At 65.9% G+C, this 26,789-nt stretch carries 24 protein-coding genes and 2 pseudogenes; 15 read left to right on the plus strand and 11 right to left on the minus strand.

Annotated features, from left to right (window positions below; translation table 11 throughout):
- The coding region (locus JF66_RS09175) for a helix-turn-helix domain-containing protein (RefSeq protein WP_035877264.1) at positions 1 to 249 on the plus strand (249 nt) is incomplete at its 5' end.
- 85 nt (positions 250 to 334) lie between these two features.
- Here JF66_RS09175 and JF66_RS21660 read toward each other — a convergent pair.
- A complete protein-coding gene (locus JF66_RS21660) occupies positions 335 to 1,072 on the minus strand; it encodes an META domain-containing protein (protein ID WP_051973342.1) in 738 nt (245 codons plus the stop codon).
- A 78-nt stretch (positions 1,073 to 1,150) separates the two neighbouring features.
- Entirely contained in the window at positions 1,151 to 2,125 is a 975-nt protein-coding gene (locus JF66_RS21665; RefSeq protein ID WP_051973343.1) for a helix-turn-helix transcriptional regulator, read from the minus strand.
- A 229-nt stretch (positions 2,126 to 2,354) separates the two neighbouring features.
- Between JF66_RS21665 and JF66_RS09190 the strand changes: the two genes are divergently transcribed.
- The 3 genes from JF66_RS09190 to JF66_RS09200 all read left to right on the plus strand — a co-directional run bounded on the left by JF66_RS09190 (position 2,355) and on the right by JF66_RS09200 (position 7,301).
- Entirely contained in the window at positions 2,355 to 4,028 is a 1,674-nt protein-coding gene (locus tag JF66_RS09190) for an MFS transporter (protein WP_051973344.1), read from the plus strand.
- Between the two features lie 228 nt (positions 4,029 to 4,256).
- The gene (locus JF66_RS09195; RefSeq protein ID WP_231556360.1) at positions 4,257 to 5,786 is read left to right on the plus strand and encodes a leucyl aminopeptidase; all 1,530 of its coding nucleotides are present in this window, start codon (positions 4,257 to 4,259) and stop codon (positions 5,784 to 5,786) included.
- A 57-nt stretch (positions 5,787 to 5,843) separates the two neighbouring features.
- Entirely contained in the window at positions 5,844 to 7,301 is a 1,458-nt protein-coding gene (locus JF66_RS09200) for a phospholipase D-like domain-containing protein (protein ID WP_035877265.1), read from the plus strand.
- A 28-nt stretch (positions 7,302 to 7,329) separates the two neighbouring features.
- Here JF66_RS09200 and JF66_RS25285 read toward each other — a convergent pair whose 3' ends face one another.
- The 3 genes and pseudogenes from JF66_RS25285 to JF66_RS09210 form a co-directional block, all read right to left on the minus strand.
- A complete protein-coding gene (locus JF66_RS25285; RefSeq protein WP_369797983.1) occupies positions 7,330 to 7,503 on the minus strand; it encodes an alpha/beta fold hydrolase in 174 nt (57 codons plus the stop codon).
- Positions 7,504 to 7,655: 152 nt separating this feature from the next.
- Positions 7,656 to 9,698: pseudogene (locus JF66_RS24275) on the minus strand (alpha/beta fold hydrolase); the annotation flags it as partial.
- Positions 9,699 to 9,751: 53 nt separating this feature from the next.
- Positions 9,752 to 10,822 carry a hypothetical protein gene (locus JF66_RS09210; protein WP_156109716.1) on the minus strand — a complete coding sequence of 357 codons (1,071 nt, stop codon included), beginning with the start codon at positions 10,820 to 10,822 and terminating at the stop codon, positions 9,752 to 9,754.
- A gap of 125 nt (positions 10,823 to 10,947) precedes the next feature.
- Here JF66_RS09210 and JF66_RS09215 point away from each other — a divergent pair, with 125 nt between their 5' ends.
- The 3 genes from JF66_RS09215 (at position 10,948) to JF66_RS09225 (ending at position 14,899) form a co-directional block, all read left to right on the plus strand.
- Positions 10,948 to 11,583 carry a TetR/AcrR family transcriptional regulator gene (locus JF66_RS09215; protein WP_035877267.1) on the plus strand — a complete coding sequence of 212 codons (636 nt, stop codon included), beginning with the start codon at positions 10,948 to 10,950 and terminating at the stop codon, positions 11,581 to 11,583.
- Between the two features lie 53 nt (positions 11,584 to 11,636).
- A complete protein-coding gene (locus JF66_RS09220; RefSeq protein WP_035877268.1) occupies positions 11,637 to 14,177 on the plus strand; it encodes an MMPL family transporter in 2,541 nt (846 codons plus the stop codon).
- A gap of 344 nt (positions 14,178 to 14,521) precedes the next feature.
- Positions 14,522 to 14,899, plus strand: coding sequence for a co-chaperone YbbN (locus JF66_RS09225; protein WP_035877269.1), 378 nt, complete (start codon positions 14,522 to 14,524; stop codon positions 14,897 to 14,899).
- 118 nt (positions 14,900 to 15,017) lie between these two features.
- On the opposite strand, the gene JF66_RS09230 is transcribed toward JF66_RS09225, so the two are convergent.
- Positions 15,018 to 16,325 (minus strand): hypothetical protein, encoded by a 1,308-nt coding sequence (locus tag JF66_RS09230; protein WP_035877271.1) that lies wholly within the window; start codon positions 16,323 to 16,325, stop codon positions 15,018 to 15,020.
- 84 nt (positions 16,326 to 16,409) lie between these two features.
- On the opposite strand from JF66_RS09230, the gene JF66_RS09235 reads away from it, so the two are divergent.
- The 6 genes and pseudogenes from JF66_RS09235 (at position 16,410) to JF66_RS24285 (ending at position 19,832) form a co-directional block, all read left to right on the plus strand.
- Positions 16,410 to 16,748 carry a PadR family transcriptional regulator gene (locus tag JF66_RS09235; protein WP_035877272.1) on the plus strand — a complete coding sequence of 113 codons (339 nt, stop codon included), beginning with the start codon at positions 16,410 to 16,412 and terminating at the stop codon, positions 16,746 to 16,748.
- Positions 16,741 to 17,394, plus strand: coding sequence for a hypothetical protein (locus JF66_RS09240; protein ID WP_035877273.1), 654 nt, complete (start codon positions 16,741 to 16,743; stop codon positions 17,392 to 17,394). The genes JF66_RS09235 and JF66_RS09240 overlap by 8 nt, the downstream gene beginning before the upstream one ends.
- 223 nt (positions 17,395 to 17,617) lie before the next feature.
- The gene (locus JF66_RS09245) at positions 17,618 to 18,112 is read left to right on the plus strand and encodes a DUF2231 domain-containing protein (protein WP_035877274.1); all 495 of its coding nucleotides are present in this window, start codon (positions 17,618 to 17,620) and stop codon (positions 18,110 to 18,112) included.
- Between the two features lie 305 nt (positions 18,113 to 18,417).
- A complete protein-coding gene (locus JF66_RS09250) occupies positions 18,418 to 19,086 on the plus strand; it encodes a hypothetical protein (protein WP_035877276.1) in 669 nt (222 codons plus the stop codon).
- Positions 19,044 to 19,439 (plus strand): annotated as a pseudogene (locus JF66_RS24280) (DUF222 domain-containing protein); the annotation flags it as partial. The gene JF66_RS09250 and the pseudogene JF66_RS24280, both read left to right, overlap by 43 nt.
- Positions 19,440 to 19,460: 21 nt before the next feature.
- Positions 19,461 to 19,832, plus strand: coding sequence for an HNH endonuclease signature motif containing protein (locus JF66_RS24285; RefSeq protein WP_231556361.1), 372 nt, complete (start codon positions 19,461 to 19,463; stop codon positions 19,830 to 19,832).
- Positions 19,833 to 19,978: 146 nt separating this feature from the next.
- Here JF66_RS24285 and JF66_RS09260 read toward each other — a convergent pair whose 3' ends face one another.
- The 5 genes from JF66_RS09260 to JF66_RS09280 form a co-directional block, all read right to left on the minus strand.
- A complete protein-coding gene (locus tag JF66_RS09260) occupies positions 19,979 to 21,208 on the minus strand; it encodes a Dyp-type peroxidase (protein WP_035877277.1) in 1,230 nt (409 codons plus the stop codon).
- On the minus strand, positions 21,208 to 21,735 hold the full coding sequence (locus JF66_RS09265) for a copper chaperone PCu(A)C (RefSeq protein ID WP_035877278.1): 528 nt from the start codon (positions 21,733 to 21,735) through the stop codon (positions 21,208 to 21,210). Before JF66_RS09265 ends, JF66_RS09260 begins: the two co-directional genes overlap by 1 nt.
- The gene (locus JF66_RS21670) at positions 21,732 to 22,367 is read right to left on the minus strand and encodes a copper resistance CopC family protein (RefSeq protein ID WP_051973346.1); all 636 of its coding nucleotides are present in this window, start codon (positions 22,365 to 22,367) and stop codon (positions 21,732 to 21,734) included. Before JF66_RS21670 ends, JF66_RS09265 begins: the two co-directional genes overlap by 4 nt.
- On the minus strand, positions 22,364 to 24,415 hold the full coding sequence (locus JF66_RS09275; protein WP_035877305.1) for a cytochrome c oxidase assembly protein: 2,052 nt from the start codon (positions 24,413 to 24,415) through the stop codon (positions 22,364 to 22,366). Before JF66_RS09275 ends, JF66_RS21670 begins: the two co-directional genes overlap by 4 nt.
- Before the next feature lie 250 nt (positions 24,416 to 24,665).
- Positions 24,666 to 25,286 (minus strand): hypothetical protein, encoded by a 621-nt coding sequence (locus tag JF66_RS09280; RefSeq protein ID WP_035877279.1) that lies wholly within the window; start codon positions 25,284 to 25,286, stop codon positions 24,666 to 24,668.
- Between the two features lie 94 nt (positions 25,287 to 25,380).
- Here JF66_RS09280 and JF66_RS09285 point away from each other — a divergent pair, with 94 nt between their 5' ends.
- Both JF66_RS09285 and JF66_RS09290 read left to right on the plus strand, forming a co-directional pair.
- Positions 25,381 to 26,136: a hypothetical protein gene (locus tag JF66_RS09285; protein WP_156109717.1), complete on the plus strand. Its 756-nt coding sequence runs from the start codon at positions 25,381 to 25,383 to the stop codon at positions 26,134 to 26,136.
- Positions 26,137 to 26,374: 238 nt separating this feature from the next.
- Positions 26,375 to 26,767, plus strand: coding sequence for a zinc ribbon domain-containing protein YjdM (locus JF66_RS09290; RefSeq protein WP_156109718.1), 393 nt, complete (start codon positions 26,375 to 26,377; stop codon positions 26,765 to 26,767).
- Positions 26,768 to 26,789: the final 22 nt, after the last annotated feature.

Here is a 26,789-nt window from a genome sequence, read left to right on the forward strand (position 1 = left end):
GCCCGCGAAATGTCGACGAGCACGCGGAGTTTGCAGCGCCAGTTGAAGACCGACGGCACAAGCTTCCAGGGGGAGCTGAGCCGCACTCGCGAAGCGCTCGCCCGTCATTACCTGGCTCAGGGACGGATGAGCACCCAGGAGATTGCCTTCCTCATCGGGTACGACGACCCGCGATCGTTCTACCGGGCCTTCCGCTCCTGGACCGGTCTGACTCCCCGAACCGCACCGGCACCAGCGGCCCGAGTGTGACGAACACGAGGATGCCTGCGGTCAGAGAGTGGCTTACGCGTGCCGTCTCCCGGAACGTGGTGTGAGCGGGGTCGGCCGGTGAAGGTCAGAGGGCAGTCAACTGGCCCAAAACGGTTCCGTCGACGGCCTGGAGCGTCATCACACCGGCCAGCACCCGACCCTGAACCGCTCGCCCCAGCCAATCGTCCACTCCCTCGCAGGCCCTCAGCGTCGTAGCGCCGCCGGTGAGTACGACCGCATCGTCGGCCTTCGAGACCCAGGTGCCGGTCAGGTTGTTGCAGCCGTCGTTGCCGGAATACGTGCCGTCTGTGCTGAAGTTCAGGAACGGCGACGCGGGGGTACGTGACTCCGCCCAATACCCGATGGGGCGTCCCTGGGGGCCGACCGTGGAATCAGAAGACCGCACGAGGACCGTGGTCGTCGCGGCGTCGCCGGTGCCGATGAGAGTCAGCGAATCCGGTGTCACCTCGACCGAGGTCGTCGCGACCAGGAGCATGGGCAGCTGTACGCCGTCGCAGGCGGTCAGGGTCTGCGGTCCCGAGGTCGTGCTGAGGGACCCGTCGGAGGCGACTTGCCAGGTGCCACGCACCCGGTTGCACCCGTCGGAGGCGCTCCACGTGTTGTCTTGCACGAAGGCGATGTAGGGCCGCTCCGGAGTGCTGAAATCGCCCTCGACGGTCCACACGCCGACCAGGCTGCCGGCTTGCACCGATCCTGTCGGCGAGGGTGACGAGCCGCTGCTTCCGGCCGTGGCGCAGCCGCCCAGAAGTACGGCGAGAACGCCTCCGGTGAGCAGGGCGAGTAACGTGCTGCGAGCGGCCATGTCACATCCTTCGTGGGCGAATGAATCGTTGATAACTATGCTGCGGAGTGTCCGTTCAGGTCGGAGGTTGGCGCGGAATCACGCTTCACGAGTCGCAAGGGCGAGGCCCTCACGGTCGATGCTGGCGTGATAGTCGGAGGGCAGCACGCCGTACTGAGAGCGGAACACGGCGCGCAGTTCGGACGCCGAGTGGAAACCTGAGCGTTCCGCGACCTCGGCCAGGCTGAGGCGCACCGAGCGCGGGATACCCAGGAGCCGGGCGGCAGACTGGGCACGTTGCTTCTTGATCTGAGCGGCGATCGAGGATCCGCTGCCTTCGAAGGACCTCTGGAGGTGTCTGAGAGATACCCCCAGGTGCACGGCCAGCGTCGACGGGGTCAGGTCGGAGTCCTGGTACGCAATCCCGATGTGGGTCAGCGCTCGATGACGCAACTCGACGCGCAGGTCGGCACTGTCTCTGGCGTACCCGTCACTTTCGAGCAGGAGTCCCACGACCAGGTCCTCCAGGGTGTGCTCTGCCACGAGCTCACCGACCACGGACGGTTTCCAGGCCGGAGAGACGACCGCCAAGGCGAATGTGCGCAGGAGATTGGCGAGCGAGTTGCCCGCATCGATGCGGAGCTGGGGCCGACGCATCCGCACGCCGCGACTGGCGAGACGGTCCGGCGGCACCTGGATGTCGAGTCCGCGGGTGATCTCCTCCGTTTCGAGTGTGGCGACGCTCCATCCGGAGGTGGCGTACACGCTGCCGGGGACGAATAGCTCAGACGGACCTGTTCCGAGCGAGATTCGGACGGACCCGTTGAGGAGGAACCCGACGTGGAGGCTTCCCGGCTCGGAATCCGCGCGGCCGACCAATCGGAACGCGGACTGGGTGGACAGGGTGACACAGCTGCGCCCGATGACCCGTTTCACCGCCGAGAAGTGGAACACCTCGGTGTCGGCGGCGAACAGCCGCTCTGCGAGGTCGTACGGGTCGGTTCCCGGCAGATCGGACCGCCCGGATGTTGCGTAAACGCGCTCGAGACTGCCGGGCGTGATCGGAACCCACACGGTGAATCCCTTCCCGAGCCTGTCGGAGACCGGTCGAACTCGACTTGCGGCCGACAGTAGTGGTGCCCGGGCCGTATTTCAAGGTCTTCCCTGCGTGGGGTGGGATCGGGCAGTGCACACCGCCATGCTCGGTTCAGCGCCAGCGTAGGCACCGAAACGCGCCAATCCGGAAGGGTCGGGCACGCGTCACCCTAAATTGACACCACTCAACCAGCAGTCGGGAGTGGCGATGACCGAATCCAAGCCAGAGGGCACCCTCCGCGAGGTGTCCACGTCGTGGCTGCCGCTGATCGTGGTTGTGCTGACGCAGATCCAGGCGTCCTTTGCCGTGAATGCCCTGACGGTGTCGATGCAGGGCATCACGACCGATCTGGACACGCCGGCCACCAGCGTGGGCACAGCAATCACAGCCGGTACCTTCGCGATGGCGGCCTTCATCCTGCTCGGCGCCAAGATCGGAGCCAAGTTCGGCTCCCGCAGGGTCTTCCAGCTCGCCATCATCGTGCACGGCCTGGCGATGGCTGCTGTCGCCGCGAGCATCAGCCCGATTATGCTGTTCGTCGCCCAGGCCGCATCGGGCGCCGTCATCGCGCTCATCGCGCCGGCGCTTGTGGTGTTCATCGCGGCGAATTTCCGAGGCGAGCAGCAGGCCAGGGCGATCGGCTATCTCGCCGCGGCCATTCCGGCCGCGGGGGTGCTGGCGCTGCTGATCGCCGGTACCTTCGCGTCGACGATCGGCTGGCGCTGGTCGTTCGTGCTCATCGTGGGCCTGGCCGCGGTCAACCTGCTGCTCAGCTTCCGGCTGAAGGTTGTTCCTGCCCAGCCCGAGGTGCGCATTGACTGGGTCGGTGCGCTGCTGGCCGCCGGGTCGATCATTCTTCTCAGCTTCGGCTTCAGCGGTCTGAACTCCTGGGGTGTGCTCATGGCCACGCCCGACGCCCCGTTCGCTTTGTTCGGATTGTCCCCGGCGCCCGTGCTGATCCTGTTCGGCGCGCTCGGCGGCCAGCTCTTCTTCCGCTGGCTGCGCAAGCGCAAGGCCGAACACAAACCACAAATCTTCGACCTGACCGTGCTCAAGAGTGGCTCGGAGCGGGCGACGACCTTCGCCATGTCGGTGATGCTGTTCGTCGGAACGGCCGCGAACTTCCTGATCCCGCTGTACATCCAGATCGTGCAGGGTCGGTCCAGCTTTCAAACGTCCATAGCGGTCATCCCGTACACGCTGTCCATCTTCCTGGCCAGCACGCTGGTCGCCGGACTGTACCGGCGCTTTCCACCGCGCACGCTCGCCAGCATAGGCTTCGTCGTCGTAGCGGCCGGGCTCACCCTGCTCGCGTTCACGATCCGAAACGAATGGGAGCAGTTTTTGGTTGTGCTCGGGCTGATCGTGCTGGGCCTCGGGCAAGGCGCCATCGTCGCCCTGGTCTTCAACACGCTTCTCTCGGCTGCGCCGAAGAGCCTGGCCGGCGACGTCGGTGCCTGGCGGGGTCTGGTGCACAATATCTCCGGCAGCGTCGGCATCGCCGTCGCCAGTGTCTTCGCGGTGGGAGTTCTCGGCAGCCTCATCACCGTGGCCACCGTCGACCATCCGGAGCTCCCGCCCGGACTCATCTCACAAGTGGACCTCAACAATGTCAACTTCATCACGAACGAACAGCTCGACGCAGTTCTAGCGCGGACGACAGCGACGCTGCCCCAGCTGGATGCAGCGATCGCCCTCAATGAGCTTGCGCGGCTGCAAGCGCTGAAGGCTTCCATGCTCGCTCTGGCCGGAATCGCCTTACTGGGGATCGTGCCCGCCAGCCGGATGCCGAACTTTCGTCCCGGGGAGATCCCGGCGCAACTCTCCAGCGGCCGAGAAGTCGACAGTGACGATCGGCGCCTCAGTGACTCGGAGATGTGACCGGACGCCACGAGAGGAGCCGGTGCCGGATCATCAGCTTCGAGCTGAACCTCCAGCCGTTTCTGCCTCTGCATCCGCCCGACTGCGGGTTTCCCTGATCTGCCCTTCCGCTGATTCCCGTCCCCACCAATCGACAAGGAGCACCCCATGGCATTCCAACGACGGACTCACCAGACCGCAGCACGCAGGCAGCGCGCCACCGCTCAGAAGCTCCCGGCGATCGGCTGAATGATGTCCTTCGGTACCTACAAGCTGATCCCGGAGAGCTTCAGCCCCATCCCCTCCCAGTCCGCCGAGAACGCGGTGGGTATCCTCGTCGGCAACGACTTCTCGGTCGGCCTGGACGCCGTGGGCTTCGTTGTCGGCCCTGGCGAGGACCTCCCTGATAGCACCGGCCTGCCCACGGATGCCCTCGCCCGAGTGGGTTTCACCGGCACGGCCGGGGAGACCTGCGTGCTGCCGCAATCGAGTGGACCGATCATCGTGGTCGTCGGCGCGGGACCCCGCGAGGACCAGACCGCGTCGGTGCTGCGCGATGTCGCGGCCGCCTTTGCCCGTGCGGCCCGGCGGCAGGCTCGGCTCGGCATCGCGCTCGGCACCTGCTTTGAGCTCGACCCGCGGGTGCTGGGTCAGACCGTGGCTGAGGGAGTGTTGCTGGCCCGCTACCGGTACGTCGAGCTCAAGCCGTCCAGCACCCATGTCGATCTGGTTTCCCTGGACATTCTGGTCGCCCCCGACCTCGCCGACGAGGTACGGGCCGGGGCGCGCACCGGGGAAATCATGGCCCGGGCCACCACCCTGGCCCGCGATCTGGCCAACACGCCGCCGAGCCACCTCACTGCGGCCGATCTTGGCGGCATCGCCATCGAGCTCGGTCGGGCGGACGGACTGCAGGTTGATGTCTTCGACAAGCAGAACCTCATCGAGTTGGGCTGCGGGGGACTGCTCGGCGTCAATGCCGGAAGCAGGGAAGAGCCCCGGATGATCAAACTGGTCTACACGCCGCCCGGTGATCAGCCCGCTCCCCACCTGGCTCTGGTCGGCAAGGGAATCATGTACGACTCCGGCGGCATCTCCCTGAAACCGTCCGACCCGATGCACTTCTCCATGAAGATGGACATGGCCGGCGCCGCCGCTGTGGTCGGCGCCATGACCGCGTTGCATGCGCTGGAGTGCCCGACCGCCGTCACGGCATTCCTGATGTGCACCGACAACATGCCCGGCGGGTCGGCGATGAAACTCGGCGACGTGCTCAACATCCGCGGCGGCATGACCGTGGAGGTGAAGAACACCGACGCCGAGGGGCGGTTGGTGATGTCCGACGCGCTCGTGCTCGCCAGCGAGGAGTCACCGGATGCGATTGTGGACATCGCGACCCTGACCGGCGCGGCCCTGATGGCCCTGGGTACCCACACGGCGGCCGTGTTCGGCAACAACCAGGCGCTGGTCGATCAGGCGGTGCGTTCCTCCCGGGCTACCGATGAATCGATTTGGCAGCTGCCGCTGGAACACCGCTATCGTCAGCAGCTGAATTCCGAGGTCGCGGATATTTCTAACATGGGTGGCAAGTACGCCGGCAGCACCACGGCCGCGCTGTTCTTGAACGAATTCGTGGGCGATACGCCCTGGGCGCACCTGGACATGGCTGGCACCATGCAGTCGGACACCGACGACTCCTGGCTGACGCAAGGGGCGACCGGGTTCGGCACCCGGCTGCTGATCGATCTGGCACTGAACTTCACCGACCCCACCCGTTGATGACCGGCCCCGACCGGCTCATGGCCGAGTTCATCGCGCAGGCCCGATCGGTGCCTCGTGTTGCCGGGTGAGACGGTGGCCCTTCTGGCGCTCCTCGCGCACGTCGTGATCGTGTTCGTGGCGACGGTGCTGATCTCCGCCAACCGCAGGCCGGCGGCCGCGATTGCCTGGGTGCTGACCATCGTCTTCGTGCCCCTAGTCGGCATACTGGTGTTCCTGCTGGTTGGTTTTGGACGGCTGCCCCCGTCCCGCCGGGTGAAGCAGCGCGAGGTGAGCGAGCTATTCCTTGCGCGCACGCAGGGCAGCACCGCGCAGAATCGTGCCGACTGGCCTGACTGGTTGGGTTCGGCGGCGCAGCTCAACGAGAATCTGGGCGCGCTGCCGATGGTTGGTGGCAACAGTGCCCGCCTCCTCGAGGATTATGCCGGGTCGATCGCGGCGATGGCGGCGGCCATCGACACCGCCACCGACCGGGTGCACGTGCAGTTCTACATCCTGGTCTCGGACTCGGAGACCGCACCGGTCTTCGACGCCCTTCGACGGGCCCGAGAGCGCGGTGTCATCGTGCGGGCGCTCTCCGATCATGTGTCCGGTCTCCTGCTGCCGAGACGTCGGGAGACTCGGGCGGCCTTCGAGATGATGGGGGCCGAGTGGTTGCCGATGTTGCCGCTCCGCCCGCTCAGAGGGCAGTGGCAGCGCGCCGACATGCGTAACCACCGCAAACTGCTCGTGGTGGATGGACGGATCGGCTTCACCGGATCGCAGAACCTCATCGCCGCCAGCTATCTGAAACCGAAGAATCTGCGACGCGGCCTGCGCTGGCGGGAACTGATGGTGGAGTTCGAGGGCCCCGTCGTTCCGGAGCTGGACGCGGTGTTCATCACCGACTGGTACAGCGAGACGGGCGTGTTGTTGCCGTTGGAGAGCCGGTCGGCCCCGCTGCCCGGGCCCGTCGTCGCATCCCCCGTCAACGCTCAGGTGGTGCCGAGCGGGCCGAGCTTCGAGAACGACAACAACCTGAAACTGTTCGTGCTGATGTTGCACCAGGCCCAATCCCGGATCAGCATTACGAGTCCGTACTTCGTGCCCGAGGAGTCCACTCTGCTGGCCATCGTCACGGCAGCCTCCCGCGGGGTAGAGGTCGAACTCTTCGTGTCTGAAATCGGCGACCAAAAGCTCGTGCACCACGCGCAGCGTTCCTACTATGAGGCGCTCCTGAAAGCGGGGGTGGCCATCTATCTCTACCGGGAGCCCACTGTGCTTCATTCCAAGCACTTCACCATCGATAACGATGTGGCGGTCATCGGCTCCAGCAACATGGACATTCGTTCGTTCAGCATCAACATGGAGGTCTCGGTGCTGCTGCACGGGCACGACATCGTTCGTCGGATGCGCCTGGTCGAAGACGACTATCGCGCTCAGAGTCGACGGCTCGACCTCGATGAGTGGCTCGCCCGCCCCCTCGGCCAGAAGATCGGAGACAACCTCGCCCGACTCACCTCGGCGCTGCAGTGAAGCGCGGCCAGGGCGGCACTGCTGCGGGTCAACTCTGCCCGGGACGCATCGCCGGCGCTGACCGGGTCAGGAAATCCTCCACGAGCGCCGCGAACTCGTCGGGCCGTTCGATCTGCGGCATGTGGCCCGTGCGCTCGAACAGGTGCGATTCCGCACGGGGAAGGGCCAGTGTCGCCGCGTGCAGGTGCGAGCTCGGCAGCACATGGTCGTGATCTCCCCAGACGACCAGGGTCGGGATATCCAGTTGTGCGAGGGCGGCGAGCAGGTCGCCCCGCCATTCAGGTCTGATGCCACGAAGGTTCCCAGGTCGTGGGCCAGGTCGAGCACAGTTCGAGAGTGTGCCCGCCGCCGCGACAGAGCATGGGAGTGACGGATGCGCTCTGCGGTTCCGAGAGACGGGTCGTAGAACAGGGACCGCACGGTGCGTGTCGAGCTTGTCAGGTTGGGGTGCAGGAGCAACCTGCCGATTCGCCGGACCGTGAGAAGCCGGAGGGCCAGGGTGACGTCCTGTCCGAAGCCCGCGCTATTGGCGAGAACGAGTGCCGCGACGCGTTCAGGATGGCTCACTGCGAAGGTCATGGCCACGGCGCCTCCCAGCGAGTTGCCGATGACCGCCACGGGCATCGTGACGCCCAGGGCATCAAGGAATAAGGGCAGAATCGACGCCAGCCGAGTGAGAGTGGCCGCGCCGGGCATCCGGTCGGAATGCCCGAACCCGGGCAAGTCGAGGCTGTACACCGTGTGCTGCTGCGCCAACCGATCGTGCTGTTCGTTCCAATCGTCGAGGCTCTGGCCGATGCCGTGCAGCGCCAGGACCGGTGCGCCGCACCCGGTCACCCGATAGCGAACCGTGATGCCCGCGAGGTCGAGCATGCCGGCGCCCGGCAGCGCGAGCGGATCCTCGGCGAGCACCGGCTCGCCGCGGTGACCGAAACTCACATCCTGTCCGAGCCTGCCTCCGCGCAGGAGGGCGAAGTCGCGGAAGTAGTTCTGGTGCAAGCGCCAGGGCGTGTGGGTCCCTTGCTTGGGTAACGCGCTCAGACTCCGTTGGATGTATCCGGCCTTCAGATCGATCAGGGCCGAGAGGGGGCCGGACTTTACCGACTCCGGCGCGTGCGGAGTGACGGTGTCGAAGCCATGCCGCTCCATGTACGCGAGGAGACGGCAGACGTACCGTGCCACGAGGTCGGCTTTGAGGGTCCACGACGCGTTTGTGTATCCGATGGTGAGCGCAAAGTTCGGAACGTCGGACAGCATCATTCCCTTGTACGCGACGGCGGTCGACACGTCGATCGCACGTCCGTCGACGGACAGCGACATGCCGCCGATGACCAGGAGATTCAGCCCGGTCGCGGTCACGATGATGTCTGCCGGCAGCATGTTTTTTGATGCCAGCAGGATTCCGTCCGGCGTGATTCGTTCTATCCGGTCGGTCACGATCTCGGCCGATCCGTTGCTGATCGCCCGGAAGAGATCGGCGTCGGGAATCGCGCAGAGCCGCTGGTCCCAGGGATTGTAGGTCGGGGTGAGATGCCGGTCGACATCGAAGTCCGCGGGGAGTCGGGCGACCGCGGCCTTCCGGAGGATGGATTTCATCAGCTCCGGTCGGCGGCGGCTGAGCTGATAGGTGAACATCGAGTAGAGGATGTTCTTGCCGCGCACCAGGCCATACGCGAGCCGTGGTGGCAGGAGGGAGCGCACACGATCCGCGCTCTTGTCCCGCGAGGCAACGGGAGCAATATAGGAGGGTGAACGCTGCAGCATGGTGACGTGGCTTGCCCGTCTCGCGATCGAAGGCACGAGGGTGACCGCTGTCGCGCCGCTCCCGATGATGACGACGCGCTTGTCGGTGTAGTCAAGATCGGCGGGCCAGTGCTGCGGGTGCACGATCGTTCCGAGGAAGTCTTTCGCTCCGGGAAACGTCGGTGTGAAGCCTTCGTCGTAGCGATAGTAGCCGGAGCACACCGACAGGAATGAGCACGTGAAGGTGATGGTCTCGCCCGATTCACCCGCGTACTCGGCCGCCGATGTGCTCACCGCGGTGATCGTCCATCTGGCCGTCGTGCTCGACCATGCGGCACTCAGAACGCGGGTGTTGAGACGGATGTGAGTCGCCAGCCCTTCGTCCGCCACCGTGGCGTCGATGTACTCGCGGATGGAGACGCCGTCGGCGATGGCCTTCGGGTCGGTCCACGGGCGGAACGAGTACCCCAGCGTGAACATGTCCGAATCCGAGCGGATGCCGGGGTATCGAAAGAGATCCCAGGTGCCGCCCACGGTGTTTCGCGATTCGAGCACGACGAAAGACGTGTCGGGGCGTTCGCGCTTCAGATGGGTGGCGGCACCGATGCCGCTGAGCCCGGCACCAACGATTAAGACGTCCACATGTTCGGTCATGAGGCCAGCGTATAGACACTGCGTCACTCACGCCTGCACTCTGCCTCCCAGCATCACGTGCGGGTTCCCATGCCCAAGGATCGCCGGGGCAGTCGCCCCAGAACCGCGCGGGTGGCGGCGGCGAACAGGCGCTCGAGGGGTCCCTGGCCCAGGAAATACCGCCACAGACTGGCGCCGATGAGGGACAGAAGCAGCATCCCGATCAGCAGGGGCCAGCCGGGATACTCGACTCCGCCACCGCGCTCGATCAGCAGGACACAGCCGGTCAGGGCAAGTATCTGCAGGGTGTAAATCGTCAGGGGCATCGATCCGATCGCGCCGACCGGCCAGGCCACGCCTCGCAGGCGTCGACCGAGGGAACCACGCCGTGGTGCCGTGAGCCACAGCAGCCCCCCGATGATCGAGATGGCGAGACCGCCCGAACCCACCACCTCGGCCAGCGTTCCGGAATGCGCCGCGGCGCTGATGCCGGGGATGATCGCGGCAGCGCCGTAGCCCGCCACCGCCGCGGATGCGCCGAAGCCCGCCATGGCCACCTGAGTCTTCTCCCGAGTCAGGTCTGATCGCGCGGCGATGAGTCCGGTGAGGAGAAAGACCGTCCAGATCAGCACCGGGTACGTGCCGTTGAGAAAGTAGTAGTCGATGAAATGGGCCAGCGACTGCTGTGTGCCATCGAGCTCGCCCTGGCCGGCGCCCAACCATGCCGCCACGGCGAGGAAGATCCCACCGATCACGGCCAGCATCCATCGGCGCAGAAATAGTAGCGGAGTCAGCACGAGGAACATGAGCGCGTAGTAGTCGAGAATCACCGCTACGCCGCTCGGCAGGCTCGTGAGCAGGCCGCCCAGCACGAACAGCATGATGGCGCGCACCAGGATGGCTTCGATTCGATCCGAACGCTGGCCGGGGCGGAGCGGCCGCGCGGCCCCGGTCATGATCCCGAGGGACACGCCCGCCAGGGTGGCGAACAGAATGGACGAACGCCCGTCGACGATCAGTTCTGACCCTGTCCCGCGCGGGATCGCGTGGGCGATGAACATGCCGACGATCGCCAGCCCGCGGGCAATGTCAACGCCGGCCACCCGAGCGCCCCGGTCGTGAGGGCGGACAGCCGGCGGGTGCATAGAAACAGGCTACGTGCTCCGGAGGCCGCACCATTGATCACGGGCATTCTGCTTCACAGAGGATTGGCAGCGGGCGGGGCCGGATTACGGTGCACTTCGTGCGTCGTTGCACTTAGTGTAAGTAGGTGACTTCGCAGACCATTACCCCCGATCGACGTGCAGCGCTGAAGGCGCGCTATCGTGAGGCGATTCTGGATGCCGCCGACGCGCTGATCCGCGAACGTGGCAAACCCCAATTCAGCGTCGAGGAGCTTGCGGAGCGTGCCGATGTCTCCCGTCGCACCGTCTTCAACCACTTCTCCTCCCTCGACGACGTGATCATGACGACCTGCACTCGTCGGCTGAGCGGCGTCGTTGACGAGTTTCGGGCGGCGACGAAGGCGACACCCGTGGGGGACGGCAGCCGCGTCACGTTGTTCGCCGACATCACATCGGCCGTGCAGGACATCGATCTGCCGACGGTGGTCGCCTACCTGTGGGGTGTGCTGGGCGACGACGGCCGTTCCCGCGACCAGTTCGACGATGTCTTCACGCGTGCCACCGACCAGCTCTCGATCGAGATCGCCGATCGCAGCAGCGAGATTGACGCATTCGAGGTCGCCGTGCTTGTCAGTTCGGTGATCAACGGTCTCGCTGTGGTGTCCGCCCATTGGATAGCCCGCACGGGGGCGACGCTCGACGGGGCCTCCCGCGATGTGTGGGACGAATTGCTTGGCCGGCTGATCGCCACGGTTCGCACGGGCTATTCCGTTCCCTGCTGATCCTGCCCCACCCCCGCCTGAAACCTCATTTCACACAAAAGAACCGGACGACAATGGCATCCCTCCTCTATCGACTCGGTCGATTCTCCGCCCGCCGAGCCTGGCTCGTCATCGTGGCCTGGCTGGCGATCCTCGCCCTGGCCGGTGGCGCGTTCGCGCTCTTCGGCGGCACGCTCAGCTCCGCGGTGAGCATCCCCGGCACCCCCACCCAGACAGTGGCCGATGAACTCTCCGCCAAGTTCCCGGCCGCCAGTGGTGGCCGCGGAACCGTCGTGTTCACCACGACAAACGACTCCGCGTTCACCGATGCGCAGAAGACGGCCGTAGGCGACCTGCTCACCCGGTCGCTGTCTCTCGAAGACGTGAAGGCCACCACCAACCCCTTCGACACCCAGGCGCAGATCGACGGCCAGGCAACCACGATCGCCGACGGCCGCCAGCAGATCGTCGCCGCCACCACACAGCTCGACGCCGGACAGGCGCAGCTCGATGCAGCGAAGGCCCAGATCACCGACGGGCAGGCTCAGCTCGATGCGGCGACGGCCCAGGCCGAGGCAGCGGGACAGCTCGCTGCCGCCCAGCCGCAGTTGGCCGCGCAGCAGGCGCAGCTCGACGCCGGTGCCGCCGAGTTGACGGCACAGCAGGCCACCCTCGACGAGGGCCGCGCCACCCTGACGGCGCAGAGCACCACGCTCGAGCAGGGCGCAAGCCTGCTCGACCTCGCCGCGGAAATTCGCCTGGTCTCCACCGACGAGACCACCGCGGTCGCCAGCATCCAGTTCGACAAGTCACTCAACCTGGTTTCCGCCGAGGCCAAGACGGCCCTCGTCGACGCCATGGACGCCGCCGCCATCGACGGCGTTGCGGTCGAGGTGTCCAACGACATCGCGTCGAGCATCCCCGAGATCCTCGGCCCGGGCGAGATCGGCGGCGTGATCTTCGCGGCCGTGGTGTTGTTCGTCATGCTCGGCACGCTGATCGGTGCGAGCCTGCCCCTCATCAACGCCCTGATCGGCGTGGGCGTGGGTGTTCTCGCCTCGCTAGCCCTGTCGGGCACCGTCACCATGCTGTCGGTGACTCCCGTGCTGGGCGTCATGCTCGGACTCGCGGTGGGGATCGACTACTCGCTCTTCATTCTCAACCGCCATCGAGTGCAGCTCCGCAACGGCGTGCCGCTGGAGGAGTCCATCGGGCTCGCCAACGGCACCTCGGGCAACGCCGTCGTCTTCGCTGGCTCCACCGTGCTGATCGCCCTGCTCGCCCTCAACCTCACCGGTGTGCCGTTCCTCGGCCTCATGGGCACGGTCGCTGCGGTCTGCGTGTTTGTGGCCATCCTCATCGCCGTCACGCTCACGCCCGCCCTCCTGCACCTGACCGGCGTCAAGATCCTCACCAAGAAGGCGCGTGCCCGGATCGGGCGGGCCGAGAACCGGTCTCGCCTGCCCCTCAAGCCGATGAAGACGGTGCGCGCCGTCGTCACGGTCATCGCCGGCATCGCCGTGTTGCTCACTATCGCCCTTCCGGCCCTCACGATGCGCCTGGGCCTGCCCGCGGGCTCATCCGAACCGGTTACCTCGAGTGCCTACAAGGCTTACAAGCTCACGGACGACAAATTCGGGGCGGGCGTCAACGGCCCGCTCATCGTCGTCGCCGATCTGGCCGAGGCCATCTCCCCGGACAACCTTGTTTCTGAACAGGTGCGCATCGGCACCCTGTTGAAGGCGGAGAACAATGTCGTCGCCGTCGCCCCGATCGGTGCGTCCGACGACGACCTGCTGCTCGCCTTCCAGGTGGTGCCCGCCGACGGCCCCACCAGCGTGACGACCGAGCAACTCGTGCTCGACCTGCGTGGGATGGATATCGCAGGGGTCACCTCTCTCGGCGTGGCCGGAAACGCCTCCGGAAACATCGACGTCAGCGAGAAACTCGCTGCGGCGCTGCCGCTCTACCTGCTCGTCGTGGTGGGGCTCTCGTTGATCATCCTGATCTTCGTGTTCCGCTCGATTCTCGTGCCCGTCACCGCCACCCTCGGGTTCGTGCTGTCGCTGTTCGCGTCGTTCGGCGCCATCACGGCGGTCTTCCAGTGGGGCTGGCTCGCACCGGTGTTCGGCATCCATGATCCGGGGCCCATCCTGAGCTTCCTGCCCATCCTCGTGGTCGGCATCCTCTTCGGGCTGGCGATGGACTACCAGCTGTTCCTGGTGAGCGGCATGCGGGAGGCGTACGTGCACGGAACGCCGGCCCGTCTGGCCGTTCAACGCGGAGTGCACGCGGGCCGAACGGTGGTCATCGCCGCCGCGCTCATCATGACGTCGGTCTTCGCCGGCTTCGTCTTCTCCAACTCCGTGATGATCCAGTCGATCGGCTTCGGTCTCGCCGTCGGTGTGCTCCTCGACGCGTTCGTGGTGCGCCTGCTGATCATCCCGGCGGTCATGCACCTGCTCGGTGATGCCGCCTGGTGGATGCCGAAGTGGCTCGACCGCATTCTGCCCAACGTCGACGTGGAGGGCGCGGCGCTGGAACGCTCGCACCCCGGCGCCTTCGCCGGCGAACTCAAGCCTGAGCCGCAGGTGGTCGCGACGACGAGCGTATAACCACACGGGGAAAGCTCATGCCTGGTCGCGCCGCTCTGCCGGAAGTGTGGAGCGGTGCGGCCGCTGATGGGTGCGTGGTCTCTGTGCTCGTTACTCTCTGTGCTCGTTACTCTCCGCGCAGGTGCAGCGGTCGGCTGTCGCGACCCCGTCGAGGGCCTGCTCGATGTGCTGGCCGCACCCATCCCAGGTTGCTTTGCCGCAGGTTGAACACGTCACTCGGTAGCACATGGTGGCTCTCCTTCTCGTAATGTTGGACCCACCGTAGCATACCCCAGGGGGTATGTGGCATACTGATTGCGGTGGTCTCAAGTCGACTGCCGTCAACAGTGACCGAAAGGAACCCGATGGCAACCATCGATCTGACCGCAGACTCATTCAGCCAGGCGGTGAGTGACAACAGCATTCTCTTCGTCGACTTCTGGGCTGCATGGTGCGGCCCCTGCCGCGCGTTCGCCCCGGTGTACACGTCCGCGTCCGCTGCGCACGCCGAGATCGCATTCGGCAAGGTCGATACCGAAAACGAACAGAGTTTGGCCGGCGCCGCAGGAATCTCTTCGATCCCCACGCTGATGGCGTTCCGAGACCAGATTCTCGTTTTCTCCCAGCCCGGTGCTTTGAGTGGACCCCAATTGGAAGAGGTCATCAGCGCCGTCACGAGTCTGGATATGGACGAGGTGCGCAGCACGATCAAGGCACGTTCCGCGGCCACACCCGGCGCCTGAGCCGCTTGAGCCGTCGCGTGGCGGGCTGCCGACCGAACACCGGAACCGGTGTGCGGTTGTGCGATTGCTCCGGGCCGACGCGGGGAGTGCCCACCGATGGAGGGCACGAACCGGCACGTCAGCCGGAGATGAGAGCCTCGCACAACCACAGCGCCGGCCACGCAGCGGCGAGCACGATGGCGAGGTACACAAAGTTGCGTCGGGTGAGCGCGAGCCCGTCGATCCCGTAGCGCGCGTGCAGAAACATGGTGAGGCCCGTGAGCGGGCCCACCGAGGCGGACGCTCCCCAGCCGATGGATGCGGCGAGCACGAAGAGGGTGGGGTCGGGATTCAGTGGTTGCACGAGCGCGGCCACCACGGCAACCGACACCACGGGGTGCACGCCGATCAGGGCGAAGAGCACCATCACGACCAGAGACGCCCATGCAACGGGAACGGTGAACGTTGTGAACGGCAGGTCGATCGCGAACATCGGGAACAGCACTCGCAGCCCGACGGCGAGAATTCCGGCGGAGGCGAACAGCGTTATCTCCCCGCGCAGGTTGGGCAGCTCGTAGCGGGCATGACGCGCGAACCGGCGGAGGGCTCCGCGGGGGTGTTGCAGCAGCAGGCCGGCGATCGTCACTGTGAGGCCGGCGAGCAGAACGATGCGCGGCACGGGCACCGCGGGCCAGAGCTGATGGGCGAGCATCACGAGCGCCACGAGCGCCAGCGGAATGCGGATGAGCGACCAGCCGAGGGTGTAGCCCGTGTAGGTGCGGAGGTCGGGTCCCCACATGCGAAAGATGTCGAAGGCGCTGAGGGTAATGGCCACGAGCGCCAGTGGTACCCCGACGAGTACGAGCACGAGGGTGTTCGCGCCGGGAACCAGCGTGGTGGCGGCGGCGGCGGCGGCCCAGAAGGGAGACCAGAATGCGGCCGCCGAATACGACCGTGACAGCAGGGTGGCGTCGGCCAGGCGCAGCTTTCCGTCCCCGCGCAGATGATCGCCCACGATGCCCACGGCCCCGATGTTGATGACGGCGCCGAGCGCGTGCGTCGCGATCGCCGTTCGGAGCACCGCGGTTCGTCCGCGCAACCGGCTGCTCGCCTCGGTGGGTGCCGGGGTGATCAGTCGCACAAACGACACCGCCGTGAGCATACCGACCAGGTCCTGGTTGACCGACAGCAGGCTGGCCACGGTCACCGTGCCGCCGAGGGCCAAGCCCACGGTCAGGGCCATGATGCCCAACAGCATGAGGATGCTCGAGATGATGCGTTGCGTGCGCGCGACGAGAACGAGCCCGACGGCCGCGCAGCCGAGGGTGAGCGCTCCGGCCAGGAGCGTGGACTGTGGCCAGACAACGGATGCGCCCACGGTCACGATGACCCCGCTGACCAGCAGCGCGTAGGCGAGGCCCCATGCACCCCCACCGCGACCAGTCACCGCTGAAATCTACCGCACGTAGGCCGTGCCACCCGCGGTGAGCGGCCCTTTCGCTAACGTGCGAAGCAAGGTAGCCTTGCGGTCATGAACAGTGATGTGGGTGCGCAGCTCCGCAAGGGAGTGGTGGAATCCTGTGTTTTGGGGTTGCTGGCCCGGGAATCGATGTACGGCTGGCAGCTGTCCGAGACCCTCATCACCCACAACCTCATCGCCAGCATCGGCACGCTCTATCCAATGCTCTCCCGCATGCGCAGTCAGGGTTTGGTGAGCACACACGAGCAAGCCTCGGGCTCCGGTCCCACCCGAAAGTATTACCGGTTGACGCCGGCCGGCACAGAACGGCTGAACAGTTTTCGACTCCAGTGGGAGCCCTTCGCCGCCACCGTCCGCGAAATCGTCGGAAAGGACGACACCCATGACTGACCCGATGACGGATACCGCGCGCGCGTACCTCGCTGAGCTCGACGCGGCCCTGTCCGCACTGCCGCACGGCGTGAGCGGGGACATCCTCCGGGGAGTGCGTGAAGAGCTTGAGGGCTTGGACCCGAGGGATGCCGCAGAGCGCATCGAGGCCCTCGGCGACCCGTCGTTCATCGCCGCCGAAGCGCGTGCCGAGATCGACCACGGTGGAACGGCGGACGCATCATCCCACCGCGTCGATCGCGTCGATCGCGTCGATCGCGTCGATCGCGTCGATCGCGTCGATCCCGCCGATCCCGCCGACCCCGCCTGGTATCCCGTCGTTGCGGCGCTCCTCGTGATGATCGGGGGCGTTGTGATCCCTGGCGTGGGCAGCGTCGCCGGCCTGGTCATGGTGTGGTTCGCACGAACCTGGAACCGCACCGAAAAGTGGGTCGCGACGCTGACGCCCGTGGTCACGGTGCTGCTGATCGCCCTCGTGACGGCAGCCCCGGAGGTGTGGTCAGGCCCTGACGTGACGACGGGCGGGGACCCGCGCAGCCCGCTCGTTCCCGCGATCTTCGACGCGATCTGGTCGAGTCTGCTCGTCGTCATCATCATGCAGGTCTTCGTGGGTATCTGGCTGCTGGTGCGTGCCCGGCGCCGTTGAACAGGGCACGTCCGCAGAGGTCCCGAGAGCAGCGCAGCCTTCCCTACCTAGCGGTTCACAGCGCACTCACTTAGCCTTGAACGAGTGTCACGCGAACCCTCGTGTGCGCTCGTCGTCCGTTGCTCTCGGCGTCATCGGGACGTCACTGCGCGGCCTTGTGGGTTCGGTAAACTTCGGCCGGTTTCACTGTGTTGCCAGCACCGCCACACCATCAAGGAGCCCCATGTTCGACACCATATTCGGCCTTCCCCTGCATCCGCTCGTCGTCCATGCCACGGAAGTCGTCGTGCCGACCGCCGCGCTCGTCGTGTTGCTCGCTGCCGTCTGGCCGCGGTTTCGACGCTGGGCACGTTTTCTTCCTCTGGGTCTCGCCCTGGCCGCTCTCGTGCTCGTGCCGCTTTCCAGCGAAACGGGGGAGAAGCTCGAGGCTCGTGTGGGTGGTTCGGCGCTGATTAGCCTCCACGCCGACCTCGCCGAGGGACTGCTGCCTTGGGTGATCGGACTCGTTGTGGTCGCCGGTGTGATGCTGTGGCGCAGCTACGCGTATCGCCCGCCCCGCCAAGCCCCGAAGTGGGTTGCCATCGCGATCATTGCCGCTGCCGTCATCGGCTCCACGGGCACGATGGTGCAGGCCATCCGCATCGGCCACAGTGGCGCGACCGCTGTCTGGCAGGAAGAGATGGGCACGACGCCCGCTCCCTCCGGCGACTCCGACTAGCCCGCCCAGTCCCCGCGAGCCGCTGATCTCGACCGGGCTTGATCCAAGCGCTGGTCGAGCTTGTCGAGACCCAGCGACCTGATCCCCACAACGCCCCATCCCGCTGGTCGAGCCTGTCGAGACCTCGCGAGCCGATCTGACAACGCCCCCACGATCTCGACAGGCTCGATCCAAGCGCTGGTCGAGCCTGTCGAGACCACGTGAGCCGATCTTGCCACCTTAGAGGCGAATAATGCTTCGAATAACTTCTCCGCAATACTGAGGTTTTCTCGAACAGTGTCAGTGGTCCATGGGAAAATCTAGTCATGGAGAACACCAATGAAGTTCCTCCACCGGAGGACGCCGCGGGTAGTAGCCCGCCCGAACCCGTCGGTCTGACGCCCGAACAGCGTGCAGCGGCCGATACCCAGCTCCGCTTGCTTGATGCGGTGAAAGAGCATGACCGGGCGATCTGTGCGGCGCAGGCCGCGCGGGCGGCTGCGGTCGACGAGATCATGCGCTGGACCCAGGCCACCTCCGAAACCGGTAGGCCCACCACCACGGCCGTTCGTGGAAGGAAAGGGTACGTGGAGTGGTCGTCGATGACGGCCGCGCACGAGGGACTGGTCGCTGAACTCGCGTGTCTGTTGACGTTGCCGGAGAATTGCGCCCGTAACCTCATGTGCCACAGCGAACTTCTCCAGCACAAGCTGCCCGCCACTCGCGAGGCCCTCCGCCGTGGGGACATCAGTTACCGCCACATGGAGGTCATCATCGACAACGTTCTGGCCCTCCCCGATGAGGCCTGGCAGGACTTCGAACGAGAGGCTCTCACTGAGAGTGAGACCCTGACGGTGCCGCAATTTAAGAAGAAAGCCATCCGCATTCGGGAGCTGACCCACCCGGAGTCCATCGCCGTGCGGCACAAACGTGCCCTGCTGATCGGTGCTTTTTTGTCGGGCCGGGCCGTGATGGTATGGCGTATCTGGAGATGACTCTGAGCAATGAGGATGCCAGTGCGATCAGGGACCGGGTTGAGGCGATGGCGAAGAACCTCCAGTCCTCATCGCTGGTTGAGCCTGTCGAAACCCGCACGCTCCCGCAACTGCGCACCGACGTCGCCGTCGACCTGCTTTTGGGCGGCGTCACCGCGACGGGGCTCGGCGCCGGCATCCGCGGCAACGTGTACGTGACCGTCCCGGTGCTCACGCTGATGGGTAAGAGCGAGGAACCCGGCACGCTGGAGGGGTTCGGGCCGATCGACCCGGAAACCGCCCGGAGGATCGCCGGCACCGCATCGAGCTTCACCCGCATCCTCATCCACCCCGAGACGGGCGCCGTGCTCTCTTTCGGACGCACCAAGTACAAGGTGCCCAATGAACTCCGGCGCTGGCTGCAACTCCGCGACGGATCGTGCCGCGCCGCCGGGTGCAACCGCCGCGCGCAGGACTGCGACATCGACCACACCATCCCCTGGGAATCCGGCGGCGAAACCGTGTTCTCAAACCTCGCCAACCTCTGCAAACGTAGTCACCGGGTCAAGCACGAAACGGGATGGGCGGTTGAACAAGGCAAGGACGGCACCCTCAACTGGACCAGCCCGGCAGGGAAGCACTACGCCACCCACCCCGCCACCCGACTCCGCCCCACCATCCTGAACGCCGAACCCACCACGAAACCCACAACGTGGCTCGACGTCTGGAGCATCCCCAAAATCAACCTCGACCCCGCACCGCTCTAGTCCCGCGAAGGTCGGGGGTCGGATCAGTTCCTCATGTGCAGCGGCGAGAATCGGCCCAGGGCACCGACGTGCTCGGCATCAGAACGACGTGCCCTGCATTAGAACAGCCCTGCATTAGAACAGCCCGGCATCAGAACAGCCCGGCATCAGAACAGAGTGTCGCCGATGTAGCTTCCCTCGGCACAGCCGGGAGGGATGGCGAAGACGGCGGACCCGATCGGGGTGATCCACTCATTGAGGAGGTCGAGCGCGTCGAGTCGCTTCTGGATGGGGACGAACTGTGCGTCGACATCCGCCTGGAACGACACGAAAAGCAGCCCGGAGTCTGAGACGCCCGAACCGACGGGTGCCTCGTCGTAGTTGTACCCGCGGCGCAGGATCCGCTCCGCCGGGTTGTCGGAGCGAGCGCGCCGCATGTGTGAGAACTCGGGGATGACCGGGAACCCAAGGGGGGTCGTGGCCCCGAAGTCCGCGTCATCCGTCTCGTGCGTTCCCGTGAGGGGTGCTCCGTTGGCCAGGGTTCGGCCGACGGATGCCTCCCTGCCAGAGCGATCGAGTTTGTCCCACTTGTCGAGATTCATGCTGATGCGCCGCAGCACGAACCCGGTGCCGCCGTGCAGCCAGGCCGGATTGCCGGCCGTTCCCCACACCAGACTCTCGAAGTCGGTGCTGCCCGGTACCAGGTTGACGGTGCCGTCCACCTGGCCGAAGAGGTTGCGCATGGTCGTGCCCGGTTTCACCGAGCCGGGTGCACGGCGAAAGCCCGTCTGCACCCAGCGGACCGACGCGAATGAACGACTGTCTTTCAGGAGCATGCGGGTGGCGTGCGCCACCGTGAGTGAATCGTCCGCGGCGATCTGCAGAAGCAGATCGCCATCAGCCCAGGCCGGATCGAGTCGGTCGACGCCGAACGCCGGCAGCGGGCGCAGCCAACCAGGGGCCGTTCCCCCCGCGGCGGCCACGAGTCCCGCACCGAAGCCGAATGTCACGGTGAGCCGGGCCGGCGCGAGAGCGAGCTCAGGCTCAGAGTCGGCCAGCGCAGGCTCGCCCGCGCTCAGGCGGGCCGCGTCACTGGTGAGGATCCTCATCAGCCGTCGCAGTGTTGCCCCACCGGTTCCGACGTTCAGATCGAGAGAGATCAGGGTCGCCTGGGACTGCGGAACGGTGTCAATACCCGCCTGGTGCGCGCCATAGAACGGCACGACCTCGCTACCGTTGAGCGACGCGGGGATGGTGGCTGGTGGTGCGGCTGTGGCCTTGCCCGCCAGGTCGATACCGATGGCGCCGACCGCACCGATCCCGGCGGCGGCGCCTCCCAGCAGGAGGTGCCGCCGGCTGAGACCACGACGGGCAGCGGGAGTCTGGTCGTCCGTCATTATGTGGTGGTGTCCATCTTCATGTTGCCTTCGTAGGTCTCGTTGGCGCCGGCGTAGTCCTTGGCCGGAGCGGTGAACTCATAGGTCGAGCCATCGGAGAGTGTCAGAGTGAACGGGACCTCGTCACCAGCCATGAGCGGTGCGGTCAGATCCATCATCATGAGGTGGTTGCTGCCGGGCGCGAGCTCGAAAGTTCCGCCGGCTGGAACCACGAATCCACCTTCCTTCTGCTGCATGACCGTGGCCCCGGAAGCGTTGGTCACGGTTTCGTGCAGCTGAACCATCGACGCGGCTTCGGTGGTGGCGGACACGATGGTGATGTCCGTGTCGCCCGAGTTCTCGATGGTGCCGAAGCCCGCGCTCATGCCGGATTCGGCGGCTTTGACCCAGGGATCGGTGATGTTCAGGCTGTCGGCGGCGGGTGCGGTCGTCTCAACAGCGGTGTCGGCCGTGATGGCGCATCCCGACAGGGTGAGCAGCGCGGCAACGGCAATAACGAGGATGCGGGGTGCGGTGGCGAGGGTCATTCGATGGTGTCCGATCGTGTGTCGACGGTGCCGGTTTTCGACGTCGCGGGAGTGCGAGTCGTGGTCTGGGCGCGTGGGCGCCGGAGCAGGAAAAGAACGAGCACGAAGATTCCGAGGCCGATCAATGCACCCACGGTTCCAGTCAGGGCCAGAGGCATCGCAGGCGTGGAATCGGCGACCGACCCGATCGTGGGTGCGGGGGAGGGGGAGGAGGCATCCGTGCTCGCGGCCGTGAACACGCCATCCGTGTTTCCCACGGCGAAATCGAATGAGCCCGAGATCGGATGCCCGTCGGCCGAAACCACCCGCCAGCGCACCTGATAGTCGCCGTCGGGCATGTCGCTGCTCACCGGTTGGGCTGCCGTGGTGCCCTCAATGACGGGCTGTCCGCTGGCCCAATCCGTCCCCTGTTCGTCGACGACCAGCAGGATTGCGCCGAGGTCCAGAACATCGTCGGTGAACAACACGGACACCTCTGTGGGTGCCGACGTGAGCTGTTCGGCGTTGCCGGGCGTGGTCGACACCACGGAGTCGTGTGCGCTGGCCGCCGGCACGCCCATACCGAGGGCGATAAAAGCGGCGAGCGGCACGGCCATGGCCATCCCCCAGGTGCGGCGAAGTGCGGTGTTCATGAGTGTGCTCCGTTGTCTCTCCGGTTGAGTGCCGCGAGGTTGTCGTTGTACGAGCGCAGGTCTGCGTCGCCGTTCTGGTCGGCCTTACGATCGAGTCGTCGGGCCAGACGCTCGTCCGATGCGAGCCACTGGCGCATGAGCACGAGGGCCGCGAGGACGGTGGGGAATTCGCCCGCACCCCAGGCGACTCCGCCGCCGATGCGCTGATCGGCCAGGAGGGCCGCATCATCCGTGAATTGCAGCGCGTGCCACCAATCGATGGCGAGCACCTCGGTGCCGCTCATGATGCTCAGCCCGAAGAAGGCGTGGAAAGCCAGCGTTGCGATCAGGAGGATGAGACGCAGCGGATGGCTCGGACGCTTCGGTCCCGGATCGATCCCGATCAGAACCCAAAAGAAGACGTAGCCGCTCGCGAGGAAGTGCACGCACATGAGCACGTGGCCGGCATGGGTGCGGAGGGAGTACTCGAACCAGCCGGTGTAATAGAACGCGACGAGGCTGCCGGCAAAGAGCACGCCCGCCACCACGGGGTGGGACAACAGTCGCAGGTAACGCGAGTGAACGATGATCAGGATCCACTCGCGCGGTCCTCGGCTGTCGTCGTGACGTTTGGGCAGCACTCGCAGGGCGAGGAGCACCGGCCCCCCGAGAACGAGCAGGGGTGGAATGAACATCATGAGGCCCATGTGCAGCAGCATGTGGGTGCTGAAGCTGGCGGCGCCGTAGACCCCGGGACCGCCGCTCGTGAAGTAAATCAGCGTGAGACAGCCCGCAACCCAGGCCACGGTGCGGTTCCACGGCCAGAAGTCGCCGCGGCGGCGCAGGCGCACAACACCGGCGATGTAGAAGCATGCCAACAGAACCGCGATGGAGAGGAAGAGCATGTCTACATGCACAGAGGTCAGCATCCGGAAGAGGTTCATGGGTTCCGGGAAGGGGAATCCGATCAGGGCTCGGCGCACATCGAGGGAGGCTATCGACGCCTGCGATACGGGCGGGGCGCTGCGGGAGAGCCCGACGGAGAGCCCGATCGCCGCCGCCATGAGCACGACCTCGACGACCGCCAGGCGGGCGAAAGCCCGGGTGTCGGATGGAGCCCGCACGAGTCGGGGCAGGATCCGTTTGCGATGCCAGTACCCGGCAACGCCGAGCAGTACCAGGATCACGCTTTTCGACAGCACGAGCAGTCCGTAGCCGTGGAGCAGATCTGCCGGAGATGCGAGTCGCAGGCCGGCGTTGACGGCACCGGACACGACCACCCCGAGGAATGCCCAGCCGGCGAACACGGAATAGCGGGCCACGACGACGGGCAGGGCGGTGCCGAGGTGCTTGCGCATCACGAGGAGGGCGACGAGCCCGCCCACCCAGACCGTCACCCCGACGAGGTGGATCGCCATGCTGTTGACGGCGTTGCCGTGCTCGTCCGATCCGGCGGCATGACCGGACAGCGCCAGCGGCAGGAGGGCGAGGATGCTGAGCACCGTGGCCGTGGCAATCCAGGAGACCCGCGTCGTGACCAGCAGGATCACGAGCAGCGTCACGACACAACCCACCGAGAGCAGAAGAGTTCGACCGAGGTCCAGCTCGGTCGCGACGTAGAAGAACTGGGTGGCAAACAGGCTGCTCGAAACGGGTACCCCGAGTGCGTTTGCCGTCGTGAACACGAGCACGGCGAGTCCGGCGGCGGCCCAGACGCTCGCCGACCAGACGGCCCACCGGGCGGCACGCCACTGGCTGTAGCTCGCGCGGCCCGGCACGATGGACTGCCCGGGCAGCGCGAAGGTCGCGAGTACGAGCAGCCCGATGGTGACCGCGGCGGCACCGTCGTGCACGACCCGGGCGATCGGCAGAACATGGGTCACCAGGTCTCCCGGATCGATGAGCACGAGGCCGGAGAAGGCATCCGTGACGATCATCGCGAGCAGGGACAGGGCGACGGCGAGGGGCACACAGAGTGCCAGCACGACGGGGATCACGGTCGGAGCGCGCACCGTCAGGATGCGTGATTCGAAACGGGTCTCATCGCTCGTCTGGTGTGGAGGGTGCATGGTGGAGAATCCCATCTCCGAGGTCGCGGACGGGCGCGATCACGAGGGGTCGGGGGCGCCGAAAGCCGAATGAAGTCGGGGGTCGGCGCGAGGAAATCAGGTGCGCAGCACGGGGTGCGGCGCGGTCGTCGTCGTCGTCGTTGTCGTTGTCAGATGACGGTTGGGCGAGCTATCGACGCGTGGCCGTTCCCCGGGCGCGGGGACGGCGCCCCTCCGTGAGGAGGGTCTGAGCGTCGATCAGTCTGGCCGGTCAGCAGGCCGAAAGTGCCTGAGGCGGGCCTCGTCGTTGCATCGGCGACAGCAGAATATCGCGGTCGGTGGCGATGAATCTGTGCGCGAGTGCGGCCAGAACACGAGCGCGCTGACGCGGCAGCGTGACGAGGATTCCCAGAGTGCGCACGATGGCGACAAGGGCGAGCCACGCGAAGTCCAGAAGCGACCAGAGCGTCCGTTCGCCGCGGCGCAGTGCGACGATCGTGAGGACGGCGGCCACGGCGTGCGCGATCCACATCCAGCTCATGTCGTGAGTTCCCTGAGCGGCGACGGCGGCTGCCGAGTCGGCGGCACCGATGACAATGGGCCCGGAGCCGTGATGGCCGGTCGCGGTCATCGTGGCGGGGCTGGTTCCGCTCAGTCCGAACAGGGCGTGGAACAGCAGCTGGCTGATGACAACCGATGCGGACAGCTTCAGCACGGAGAGTTTCTTGCCGGCCAGAGGGATGCAGACCATGGCCGAGAAAGCGAGGGCCAGCGCGATGCTGATCGCACCCGGCGTGGTGCCGCCTGCGGCCGTGTGCGAGAGTGCGGCAACCAGAACGGCGACGAATGCGGTGAGCCAGCCGCGCGCAAACCGTGCCCACCTGGTCGACATGCCACACCTCTATTCCTGCGATAAGGCTACCGGACGCGTGCCGCGATAAACTTCCCAGCATGCATCACGTTCAGCAAGGCGTAGGGAGTCTCCCGTGGTAACCGACGAAACATTGCGACTGCCGACGATCCAATTCCGTGCCGTGCTCGACCTGGGTGAGCGTCTCGCCTCCGCGATCACGCTTCCGGATGCCCTGGCGCACCCTGATTTGTTCGCCGACTGGGGTGACGACGGTGAAGCGCTCAACCTCTCCGTCGACTTCGACGATGGCCAGCTGCACATCGTGCTCGACGACACCGGACCCACCTATCATTACCACGGCACCGACGACCCGTTCGAGAGCCCGTGGCCCGCGGACCAGACCGAAACGCTGCTGCAGTGGTCGCTCACCCTGGCCCAGGAGATCTACACGCTCGAGGAGCTTCTGGACACCATCGCGGATGCCGCGGAGTGGTTCGAACAGGGCTTCACCCTGTATGTGCCCGAGACCGACCCCACGCAGCTGGAACTCATTGAGCTCGGCATCACCGGCGAGCTTCTGACCCTGCCGTGGCTCGGGTCCGGAACCGTTGACCACGAGCACATCGACGGTGACCATCACCCGATCGCCCTCGTCTGGACGCCCGTACCGGGACGCGACGGGCTCCAGATCGCGCGCGCCTGGCTCGACCCAACCACGGGTGAGCCACGCACCGAGGCGTTGCCAGGGGTGGACTGGGCGGCCGTCGCGATGGCCGAAGACGAGGTGCTGTCCTGGCTGCTCGGCATCTACGCCAATCACCATGTCGCTCCGACTCCTGAGGCTCAGATCATGCGTGCGGCCCTGGAGCGCATGGGCGGCATCAGCTAGCGACGCATCAGTTAGCGACTAGCGACGGCTCAGCGGCCGAAAAGCTTCGACCAGAACCCACCGGTGGAGGCTTCCTTCTCGTGCCCGGCGCACTGCTGGGCACGAGGGATGCCCTTCATGACCTGATCGACATGCTGACCGCAGCCGGCCCACGTCGTTTTGCCACAGGTCTTGCAGTTCACGGCTCGGCACATAGTTGGTTCCCTTCATCGAACAATCGTTAGTGCGACTATACCCCATGGGGTATCTGGTACCAACTCGGGTCTACGATAGGCAGGTGAACGATACCTTGCCTCCCTGCCCCGAATGCTCCAGCGACCTCACCTATGAGATGGGTGCGCTTCTTGTCTGCCCTTTGTGCGCGCACGAATGGTCGGCCGTGGCCGATGACTCTGGCGACGAAGCGGCCGAGGCCGTCTTCAAGGATGCCTTCGGTACGGTTCTCACCGATGGTGACACCGTCACGGTGATCAAGGACCTGAAATTCAAGGGCAGTGCCACCGCCATCAAGGTGGGCACCAAGGTGCGCAACATTCGGCTTTTCGGCCCGGTCGACGGCCACGACATCGAGTGCAAGGTTGACGGATTCGGTCCCATGCAGCTCAAATCGAGCGTTGTGAAGAAGGTCTAACCTTCGTTCATGGGTTGAGAGA

The sequence above is a fragment of the Cryobacterium sp. MLB-32 genome, assembly GCF_000738085.1.
Classification (GTDB): domain Bacteria; phylum Actinomycetota; class Actinomycetes; order Actinomycetales; family Microbacteriaceae; genus Cryobacterium.

What these genes read in the sequence shown, in the direction of transcription:
- JF66_RS21660 (WP_051973342.1), bottom strand. Translation starts at nt 1,072, where the DNA reads ATGGCCGCTCGCAGCACGTTACTCGCCCTGCTCACCGGAGGCGTTCTC.
- JF66_RS09190 (WP_051973344.1), top strand. Translation starts at nt 2,355, where the DNA reads ATGACCGAATCCAAGCCAGAGGGCACCCTCCGCGAGGTGTCCACGTCG.
- JF66_RS09195 (WP_231556360.1), top strand. Translation starts at nt 4,257, where the DNA reads ATGATGTCCTTCGGTACCTACAAGCTGATCCCGGAGAGCTTCAGCCCC.
- JF66_RS09210 (WP_156109716.1), bottom strand. Translation starts at nt 10,822, where the DNA reads ATGCACCCGCCGGCTGTCCGCCCTCACGACCGGGGCGCTCGGGTGGCC.
- JF66_RS09220 (WP_035877268.1), top strand. Translation starts at nt 11,637, where the DNA reads ATGGCATCCCTCCTCTATCGACTCGGTCGATTCTCCGCCCGCCGAGCC.
- JF66_RS09225 (WP_035877269.1), top strand. Translation starts at nt 14,522, where the DNA reads ATGGCAACCATCGATCTGACCGCAGACTCATTCAGCCAGGCGGTGAGT.
- JF66_RS09235 (WP_035877272.1), top strand. Translation starts at nt 16,410, where the DNA reads ATGAACAGTGATGTGGGTGCGCAGCTCCGCAAGGGAGTGGTGGAATCC.
- JF66_RS09240 (WP_035877273.1), top strand. Translation starts at nt 16,741, where the DNA reads ATGACTGACCCGATGACGGATACCGCGCGCGCGTACCTCGCTGAGCTC.
- JF66_RS09245 (WP_035877274.1), top strand. Translation starts at nt 17,618, where the DNA reads ATGTTCGACACCATATTCGGCCTTCCCCTGCATCCGCTCGTCGTCCAT.
- JF66_RS09250 (WP_035877276.1), top strand. Translation starts at nt 18,418, where the DNA reads ATGGAGAACACCAATGAAGTTCCTCCACCGGAGGACGCCGCGGGTAGT.
- JF66_RS09260 (WP_035877277.1), bottom strand. Translation starts at nt 21,208, where the DNA reads ATGACGGACGACCAGACTCCCGCTGCCCGTCGTGGTCTCAGCCGGCGG.
- JF66_RS09265 (WP_035877278.1), bottom strand. Translation starts at nt 21,735, where the DNA reads ATGACCCTCGCCACCGCACCCCGCATCCTCGTTATTGCCGTTGCCGCG.
- JF66_RS21670 (WP_051973346.1), bottom strand. Translation starts at nt 22,367, where the DNA reads ATGAACACCGCACTTCGCCGCACCTGGGGGATGGCCATGGCCGTGCCG.
- JF66_RS09275 (WP_035877305.1), bottom strand. Translation starts at nt 24,415, where the DNA reads ATGCACCCTCCACACCAGACGAGCGATGAGACCCGTTTCGAATCACGC.
- JF66_RS09280 (WP_035877279.1), bottom strand. Translation starts at nt 25,286, where the DNA reads ATGTCGACCAGGTGGGCACGGTTTGCGCGCGGCTGGCTCACCGCATTC.
- JF66_RS09290 (WP_156109718.1), top strand. Translation starts at nt 26,375, where the DNA reads ATGGGGTATCTGGTACCAACTCGGGTCTACGATAGGCAGGTGAACGAT.